Source organism: uncultured Campylobacter sp., assembly GCF_938045535.1.
Taxonomy (GTDB): domain Bacteria; phylum Campylobacterota; class Campylobacteria; order Campylobacterales; family Campylobacteraceae; genus Campylobacter_B.
Genome location: NZ_CALIMQ010000024.1, coordinates 1 through 2,628, shown reverse-complemented (window position 1 = coordinate 2,628; position 2,628 = coordinate 1). Strand labels below are relative to the sequence as shown.

The following is a 2,628-nucleotide window of genomic DNA, read 5'->3' as shown; positions in this document are numbered from 1 at the left end:
AGCCTAACGGCAAGCAGCAAAATTCTACGACCGAACAGTGAACGCTAGAGCTTAAGGCGGCGCAAAATGGGCGCGCGCAGCAGCGAATGTATCAGCTCGGACGGCGAGCGATAGTTAAAGCCGTGCGGTCATAAAATTTAAATTGCCTCTTAAGGTCGTGAAATTTAAAGACGAAATTTCATACCGAACGGCGAGCCGCTAAATTTAAATCGCCTCTTGAGATCGTCAAAATTTAAAAGCAAAATTTTACGACAGCGCGACAAAAGATGAAATTTGGACTATCCGCGTAAGTATAAAATTTAATCGATCTTTAGCACGCTCAAAAACGCCTCGCTCGGCAGATTTACTCTGCCGATCGCCTTCATGCGCTTCTTACCCTCTTTTTGTTTTTCGAGCAGCTTGCGCTTGCGCGTGATGTCGCCGCCGTAGCACTTGGCGGTCACGTTTTTGCCCATGGCGCGGACGTTTTCGCGCGCGATGATCTTGTTGCCGATGCTCGCTTGGATCGCGACCTCAAAAAGCTGCCGCGGCACGATCTCCTTCATCGCTTTGACGAGGTCGCGCCCCTTGGATTCGGCCTTTGAGGCGGGCACGATGATCGAGAGCGCATCGACCGCTTCGCCCGCGACGCGGATGTCGAGCTTTACGAGATCGCCGCGCCTGTAATCGATCGGCTCGTAATCGAAGCTCGCATATCCCTTGGTGCAGGACTTGAGCTTGTCGTAAAAGTCCATTATGATCTCGTTTGTCGGCACGTCGTATTCGAGCAGGACGCGCTCCGGCGTGATGTAATCCATCTTGGTTTGGATGCCACGGCGCAAATTTAAAAGGCTGATGAGATTGCCCAAAAACTCGCTCGGGGTGATGATGGTCGCTCTGACGTAGGGCTCCTCGATGCGCTCGATGAAATTTGGCGCCGGAAGCTCGCTGGGGCTGTGTATCCGCACGCACGAGCCGTCCGTAAGATACACGGCGTATGTGACGGTCGGCGCCGTGGCGATGAGATCGAGATCAAACTCGCGCTCGAGCCGCTCCTTCACGACCTCCATATGCAGTAGTCCCAAAAACCCGACGCGAAAGCCAAATCCTAGCGCGAGCGACGTCTCGGGCTCATAGCTAAGCGAGCTGTCGTTTAGGCTGAGCTTATCCAAAGCGTCGCGCAGATCTTCAAATTTATCGGTCTGCACGGGATAGATGCCCGCAAACACGAAGGGCTTAGCCTTCTCAAATCCGCCCACGGGCGCGGCGGCGCGTTTCTTAAAAAGAGTGATCGTATCGCCCACCTGCACGTCGGCGACGTTTTTTAGCCCCATCACGACGATGCCCACTTCGCCGCTGCTAAGCTCGCGGGTTTTGGCAGGCGCGAGCGGATTGGGATACATCAGATCAAGCACCTCGTGGCGGTTCTCGCTACCCATGATATAGACCTCGTCGCCCTTTTTCAGCACGCCGTCGTAGAGCCTCGCAAGTGCAAGCGCGCCTAGGTAGTTATCAAACCAGCTGTCGTAGATGAGCGCCTTAAGCGGCGCAGCGTCGTCCGTTTTTGGCGCAGGGATGCGAGTGATTATCGCCTCTAAAAGCTCCTTGATACCCACGCCCGTTTTGGCGCTGACCTCGATCGCGCTGCTGCAATCAAGCCCGATGACATGCTCGATCTCCTCTTTTACGCGCTGCGGATCGGCGGCGGGCAGATCGATTTTATTGAGCACGGGGATGATCTCGAGGTTGTGCTGCAGCGCGATATAGACGTTTGCGATGGTCTGCGCCTGCACGCCCTGGCTGGCATCCACGACGAGGATCGCCCCCTCGCAGCTAGCCAGCGAGCGCGAGACCTCATAGCTAAAATCTACGTGGCCCGGAGTATCGATCAAATTTAAAACGTATTTCTCTCCGCCAAGCTCATACTCGAGCCGCACGGACTGCGCCTTGATCGTGATGCCGCGCTCCTTTTCGATATCCATCGTATCCATGATCTGGCTGCTCATCTGGCGCGCCTCGACGGCGTTGCACTCGCTGATTAGGCGGTCGGCGAGCGTGGATTTGCCGTGGTCGATATGCGCGATGATGCTGAAATTTCTGATGTTTTTTGTTTTCAAGTGGCTTTCCTGATGAAATTTTAAGCCGCATTGTGCCGAAATTTCATTTAAAAACGGGTAAATGGGCGAATATAATTTATGAGGCGAAATTTATACGGCGACTCTAGGCGGATTAGAATTTTACGAAATAAAATTTTGAAGTATAGGGGGATACGGACGGCTTTGAGCAATAGAATTTTAAGTTTTATCGGCGATGCGTTTTACCGCGATAGAATTTTAGGATGAGAGTTGAGAGCAGATTTTACTAATGGAATTCTGCGTCCTGGATGTGGCTGAGATCTTTTATACCTCGCTTAGTGTAGATTTTACTAATTGAATTTTGCGGCTGTATTGAAATGTAAAATCTAGCGCAATAAAAATTTACAATAAGCCTTGCGTGATTACGCTACGCGAAACTTACAATGCTGATGGTTGAGAATTTTAATAAACGGGAGGAGGATCGTCATATAAAATTTTACTTTGAAATTCTACCGCTTAGGATTAGCGCGCAATTCTATGCTGTTACGGCGCACAAATCTCAATGAGCAAAATT

General features: G+C 51.4%; 2 protein-coding genes. One reads left to right on the top strand and one right to left on the bottom strand.

Annotated elements, in window-relative coordinates:
• Positions 1-299: 299 nt before the first annotated feature.
• Positions 300-2,096, bottom strand: a complete 1,797-nt coding sequence (lepA, locus tag Q0095_RS01105; RefSeq protein ID WP_297880572.1) for a translation elongation factor 4 — start codon at positions 2,094-2,096, stop codon at positions 300-302.
• A 78-nt stretch (positions 2,097-2,174) separates the two neighbouring features.
• Here lepA and Q0095_RS01100 point away from each other — a divergent pair, with 78 nt between their 5' ends.
• Positions 2,175-2,321, top strand: coding sequence for a hypothetical protein (locus Q0095_RS01100; RefSeq protein ID WP_297880570.1), 147 nt, complete (start codon positions 2,175-2,177; stop codon positions 2,319-2,321).
• The last annotated feature ends 307 nt before the right edge of the window (positions 2,322-2,628 follow it).

Bases quoted from the DNA above. Each gene is read 5' to 3' on its own strand.
- Q0095_RS01100 (WP_297880570.1), top strand. From the start codon at position 2,175: ATGAGGCGAAATTTATACGGCGACTCTAGGCGGATTAGAATTTTACGA.